At 41.6% G+C, this 6,118-nt stretch carries 4 protein-coding genes; 2 read left to right on the top strand and 2 right to left on the bottom strand.

Going from position 1 to position 6,118, the window contains the following annotated elements; translation table 11 throughout:
- Window positions 1-284: 284 nt before the first annotated feature.
- Both istA and istB read left to right on the top strand, forming a co-directional pair.
- Window positions 285-1,859 carry an IS21 family transposase gene (gene istA / locus ASE74_RS01135; protein ID WP_055903063.1) on the top strand — a complete coding sequence of 525 codons (1,575 nt, stop codon included), beginning with the start codon at window positions 285-287 and terminating at the stop codon, window positions 1,857-1,859.
- Window positions 1,860-1,870: 11 nt separating this feature from the next.
- Window positions 1,871-2,602, top strand: a complete 732-nt coding sequence (istB, locus tag ASE74_RS01130) for an IS21-like element helper ATPase IstB (RefSeq protein ID WP_055903061.1) — start codon at window positions 1,871-1,873, stop codon at window positions 2,600-2,602.
- Between the two features lie 414 nt (window positions 2,603-3,016).
- Here the strand turns inward: istB and ASE74_RS01125 are convergent, their stop codons facing one another.
- Window positions 3,017-4,183, bottom strand: a complete 1,167-nt coding sequence (locus ASE74_RS01125; RefSeq protein WP_055903059.1) for a hypothetical protein — start codon at window positions 4,181-4,183, stop codon at window positions 3,017-3,019.
- A complete protein-coding gene (locus ASE74_RS01120) occupies window positions 4,180-6,033 on the bottom strand; it encodes an AAA family ATPase (protein WP_055903057.1) in 1,854 nt (617 codons plus the stop codon). Before ASE74_RS01120 ends, ASE74_RS01125 begins: the two co-directional genes overlap by 4 nt.
- Window positions 6,034-6,118: the final 85 nt, after the last annotated feature.

Below are 6,118 nucleotides of genomic sequence, written 5' to 3'. Positions count from 1 at the left end.
ACATGAATTTATTAAAATCAAGGGTTGGATATTCCGACCCATACTACACCACCCATTCCGAGGCATAGTGCACCAGTCATTCCGAGCCAAAGTACACCAGTTTTTGTTTGAGGTAATAAAATATTCCGAGGCAAAGTGCACCATTTTTGGTTCATTTCAGGATTATTTTTCTCTGCCATTCCGACACATACTGCACCACTATATTTAACCATATCATGCAATTGGGCATAGTTTAACCCGTCAATTATATAGGTTTGGTAAGCATCAAGCTTACCCCTGTAGATATGGCGAACAAACTGCTCAGCATGAATAAGATTAGACAGATACTCATTTTCCTCGATCAGGGCGTCTCCCAACGGAAAATAGAAAAAGAGGTCCGGGTCAACAGGCGTACGATCGCGAGTTACCTGGAAAAGTTCAGATCGACAGGTTTGACCTTTAATGGCTTGCTAAAGCTATCTGATAGGGATATCGATGAGATTCTTGGCCTTGTAAAGGAAGAGGTAATGGAGGATGCTGACCCCAGGCGGGTTCATTTCCTTGAACATTTGGAATATCACAATGAACAGCTCGCCTCCAAAGAAGGCGTAACCAGGTTATTGCTGTGGGAAGAGTATATTACCAATTATCCGGAAGGGTTTCAATATTCCAGATTCTGTGATCTGCTGCAGGAACATAACCGGGCCTCGAAGGCCGTTATGCATTTTGAGCATAAGCCAGCTGAGATGATGCAGGTAGATTTTGCCGGTGCGCCATTGCATTATCTGGATACTTCTACAGGAGAACTCGTTAGCTGTCCGGTGTTTCTTGCCATTCTTCCCTTTAGCGGTTACGGTTATGTGGAAGCACTTGTAGATGCGAAGTTACCCCAGGTTGTATCAGCATTGAACAAAGCACTCATCTATATTGGTGGTGTACCCAAAGGCGTAAAATCGGATAATATGAGGCAGTGGGTATCCAAAAGCTCAAAGTATGAACCTGTCTTTACCGAGATGCTGGAGCAATGGGCCAATCATAACAAGATTGCGCTTTTTGCTGCACGCCCGTATAAGCCAAAGGACAAGCCAAGCGTAGAGAACTTTGTGAGGATAGCCTACATGCGCATCTATGCGAAACTTAGGAACCAGACCTTCTACAGCCTTAAGGAATTGAATGCAGCGATCATGATTAAGCTGAATGAACATCACCAGCTTAGCTTCCAGCGCAAAAGTTTCAGCCGCTATGAGCTCTTCCATAATAATGAGTCCGCACTTTTGCAGCCACTTCCCGAATCACCTTTCTTTATCCAACACTACACCAGGGCAAAAGTTCAGAAGAATTACCATGTGGTTATTGGTGAGGACTGGCACTATTACAGCGTTCCCTTTAGATATATTGGCAAAGAGGTCAGGATATCATATTGTATGGACAGCGTTGAGATCTTTCATAATTGCACGCGGATTGCCATACACGTCCGGAGTTTCAGAAAACACCATTTCACCACGGTAAGGGAACATATGCCTGAAACTCATCAATCCTTTTCGGATGAAAAGGGATGGGATCCTGAATATTATCTGAAACAGGCTGAAAAAGCAGGTCAGAACACTTATGACTTTATTCAGAAGCTGATGCAGAGCAATCCCGTCATCCATCAATCATATGCTGGCTGCGCTGGACTGATGCGGCTCTTGAAAGCCTACGGGGCGGCAAGAATGGAAGCTGCCTGCAAAAGAGCACTCACCGGGCACAGGTTTAAATACACTGTAATAAAAAACATCCTTGACAATAATATGGACATGGTCAAGGAAACAGAACAGAAAGAATATAAGACACCACTACACCAGAACGTGAGAGGAGCCGAAGCATACAAAACCAACTAATAAAGATCAATATGAATACACAGAACACAGCAGATCAGATGAAAAGCCTAAGGCTCAGCGGAATGGCCAGGCGCTATGAGGCAACACTACAATTGCCAGTACACGAAATCCAAGACCCACATTCAATGCTTGCCATGCTTGTCCAGGCAGAAATCGAGTACCGTGAGCATGCAAGAACAGAAAAATATCTCAGGTTCAGTAAACTTAGATATCATGCACTTCCCGAAGATATACTCTGTACCTCCGAGCGTGGCATTACCCGTGAACAGGTACTAAGACTATCGGACGGCACTTTTATTGAACGTGGTGAAAATGTGCTCATTACGGGCGCTACCGGGTGCGGCAAAAGTTTCCTCGCCTGTGCACTGGGACGCAGTTCCTGCCTACTTGGATTCCGTACGCTATATTTCAGTATGAATAAGTTTCTGGATGCTCTTGCCCAGGCAAGGCTCGATGGAACTTACCTCCGATGGATTAAGGGGATATCCTCAAACAGGCTACTGATATTAGACGACTTCGGGCTTAAGCCCCTGAGCAATGATGCCAGGATTGCAATACTTGATATTCTGGAGGATAGATATGGCAACGGTGCGACAATAATAACCTCGCAGCTGCCAGTGGATAACTGGTATAACTTTATAGATGAACCCACACTTGCAGATGCAATTATGGACAGGCTGTCAGCATCTGCTCACAGAATTGCACTTACGGGCAAATCCATGAGAAATAAAAAAAATCATTAAGTTTACAGAATATCGCTTTGTCCAAAAGTGATATGGTTTAAAGTTAGTGCTAAAGCCAGAACCAAACTGGTGCACTATGCCTCGGAATGTGGTGTACTTTGTTCGGAATAATCATTTGTCCAAAAGTGATATGGTTTAAAGTTAGTGCTAAAGCCAGAACCAAACTGGTGCACTATGCCTCGGAATGTGGTGTACTTTGTTCGGAATAATCAAGGGTATGTTGGACTATAGGCAACTGATTATAATCGCATGTTTGGGGAGCCCCTAACTTTAAATTTGAAGGAGAGTTAAATTTTTGTCCTAGTTACGAAAGGATTGTAATCAGTATAAAAAAGGTTAAATGCAAAGAAATGAATTAAAGTTAATCTGCATTTATCCTGGGCGCTATTTCGATTAGATTAAGAAATATTTCAGTTAGTATATTTTTTCCAACACGCCGACATCAATAGCGATATCTTTGGTTAGCTTGGCCAAAGCCCGTTTGCTAAATTCTTTTTCGTGATAGAAGTTGCCATATGCCATGCGGTAGGCTTCCTCAATGGTAAGTGCTGCAGCCGGAAACATATCGATGACAATTTGGAGATAGGTGTCATTTGATAGAACTCTTTTACGTATAATTTCCTGTACCACATCCCGATGCTCATTAGCGATCATATTATGATGGAAAACACCCATATTTCCTGTCACCTTGGTAAGCAGTCTTGGTGACAGAGCAACTCCTGCTGACTTCACAAAAAGCCGGATATCTTCATTTTCGCCAACAGCGCCGTAGTAAGAGGTGGGAATATAATCGTATGAAAAAAGTTTATGCCCTGGATTATCCTCATAAGGGGATAGATATTGCGAATAGTTAAAATGTTTTTGCCCCTTGCAGTCGCGATTGCAAATTGTACAGGACGGAATAAGATTGAAAAATGAAACCCGCAGCAGTGGATTCTGATGCTGTGGGAGAAAATGGTCGAGTTCTGGTTTTGTAATTTTTCTTGTGCCTTTAGACAGTGTAAAGGTGTACTGACGGTTACAGTACGCACAGACTTTCATGCCCAATCCTTTTGTTAACTGATAAGCACCCCAGACTCCATCAGGTGTCTGGCCTAAGAACCAGTCATAATCAAAAATTTTCTTGAGCAGAATTCCTAGGGGAGAAAACTTCACTCTTATCCGGCTGTAATAGCGACTTTTGCGCGAATCCCCTTGATTTAAGTCAAGCGTTATAATGTTTTCAGCCCTTCGCCTAAGTTCTTTTAACAGTCCGGACAACACAGTAAAATTCCGCATTTCGGGCCTGAAGTAAACCCGCGACTTAAGTTTCAAGTATTTTTGCTCTGAAAAATCATTAGGGTTTTCTGTGATCAGCGCAATAAAAGGCTCATACTGCGTATGGTGTAGGTATACGGTTTTAATCAGCCGTTTAATGGTTCTGCCTTGTGTTCTTTCGTGCGTCTGCAAGAATTCGAGCGTCTCAAAGAGATTGATATAAAAATCAATCCGTTTGTACACTTCGGCGCCCACAAAAGTTTTATGCAGATTCAGGAGTTTATTCAGTTCGAGAGGTTCAATGCATTCCCTTATCGAGATCATGGTTGATTTCCTTTCTGCTCTTTAAGCAATTTTAGCTCCTGTTCCATTTCTCGGATGCGTTTAGTTATTTTATCCTCAACTGAGACCATACTGTACATTTCTAAAAGTTTTTGCTGGATGATAGGTTCGTCAATCATGCCGATGATTTTCTTTATTTCTTCTAATTCTTGTTCATTTAACAATAAGCTTTTCTTCTCCCCTTCCACAATCCAACTATTAAGTTTTTTGATGGCGTAGTCTATTTTCACCTTTGCAAAATCGCCAATCAGACCGTTACGCACGAAAAATGAGTTTTTCAGCATTGTTGAAATATTTGCGCCAAAAGAACGCATTTGATCAGAAGGATAATTTATAGTGGTCTCGCCTTCCCTTTTCAAGTAGGTCACATTTCCCTTTGGAAAATCTGATAAAGTCAGCGGATCATGCGTGGTAATGATGATTTGCAACACTTTTTCAGGAAACAGAAAAGGAGCAGCCTGGAGGATCGCATTTACATATTGCTTCTTCCATTCCGGATGAAAGCCCAAATCACCCTCGTCCAGCAGCAGCAATATCCTTTCTGAAACGATAGAACGCTTATTGAAATCTCCCATATCCTTATGGATGCCTTGGCGAAAACGCCTGTTTGCCTCAAGCATGACCGAAAAAAGATCATACAGACCCCGTTCTCCGGAACTCATTTTGCGCAGCGGCATGAATTGCATCAATATTTTTTTATCATATGCAAAGTCATCTTTAAAGGCAAGCAAAAATGCTTCATAAGCATCCATGAGTTTCAAGGCAGTATCAAAATCCAATTCCAGTTCATCTGTGTTCTCGATGTCATCAGGTTTGGAAATGCAGGAAATAAGCAGATTGATAAGATTTTTAATTTCTCTGACAGGAAGTAGAATCTCTCGCTTACCTAATTTGATAAAAGCATGTTCCAAGAAAGCATAAAAAGCTTTCCGACTATCCTGCTGCTCTGCAAATAAGGGGCTCGATGTTGAAAAATCTGCTCTCAACTCACCTTCACTAAGGTATTTGTTTCCTGTGCTTTCCAATATGTTCCTGACCTTGTTCATTACAGCCCGAATGATGTGGAGCTCGAGCCTGATTTCATTGCCAAGACTTCTGTCTTTCATGACCTGCTCCCTAGTTAGTCCAAGTTCATCGATTTTTTGTTGCTCCCGCCTTTCCCGTTCTGCCTCAAGTTTGGATTCAACGTCCCTGAAAAATGCACGGAAAGAATGCGATGTTTGGTGCTCATTGATGATAAAGGAATTGAGCCTTAATTTAACTTTCTCAAAAGATGGAAGTTTCAATTTATCGAGCAACCGTTTGGAAGCTCTTAGCCTTGCAAAAGAAATCCATCTTTTTAAATTTTCGGATTCATGAAGTTCCATCAGCGGGCCAATGGAAAGTTGCTCATATTCAGTATCATCCTGCATCAGGGAGTACTTGGAATAATCATAAAAATTTTCCTCCTCTGCACGGTACATGTTTTGGTTAAAAAATGCAGAAAAATAGATGATGTCCCATGCATGTGTGTTTTCGACAATGTAACTTTCATCGTCTTCTTCAACAATATACCAACAGTAAGATGATGGCAAACGGAACAGATCCATGATGGAGGTCTTACCCACACCATTTTCTCCAACGATTGCAGATACGAGTTTAATATAAGGGTTCCAGAATCCGGCTAGGTATGATGGGTTTGACTCCCTTTTAACTATTTTTTTTGAGCTGTTTGCGGATTCGGAGAGTGTATAAAAATATTTTCCTCCCAAATTTATTGTGAAGCCCTTATGGTCTCTTCCAAATATATGACCAAGATGTGTTGGAGATATGAATATTGCAGCTAAAGTCATGATGATTTACAAATTATTACACGAGACAAAGTTAATCTGGACTGAATTTGTGAAGATGGAAATAAAATCTGAAGGTCGTTATGCA

This window comes from Pedobacter sp. Leaf216 (assembly GCF_001421515.1).
GTDB lineage: Bacteria > Bacteroidota > Bacteroidia > Sphingobacteriales > Sphingobacteriaceae > Pedobacter.
This window is presented reverse-complemented; position numbering and strand designations above follow the sequence as displayed.

What these genes read in the sequence shown, in the direction of transcription:
- istA (WP_055903063.1), top strand. Translation starts at nt 285, where the DNA reads ATGGCGAACAAACTGCTCAGCATGAATAAGATTAGACAGATACTCATT.
- istB (WP_055903061.1), top strand. Translation starts at nt 1,871, where the DNA reads ATGAATACACAGAACACAGCAGATCAGATGAAAAGCCTAAGGCTCAGC.
- ASE74_RS01125 (WP_055903059.1), bottom strand. Translation starts at nt 4,183, where the DNA reads ATGATCTCGATAAGGGAATGCATTGAACCTCTCGAACTGAATAAACTC.
- ASE74_RS01120 (WP_055903057.1), bottom strand. Translation starts at nt 6,033, where the DNA reads ATGACTTTAGCTGCAATATTCATATCTCCAACACATCTTGGTCATATA.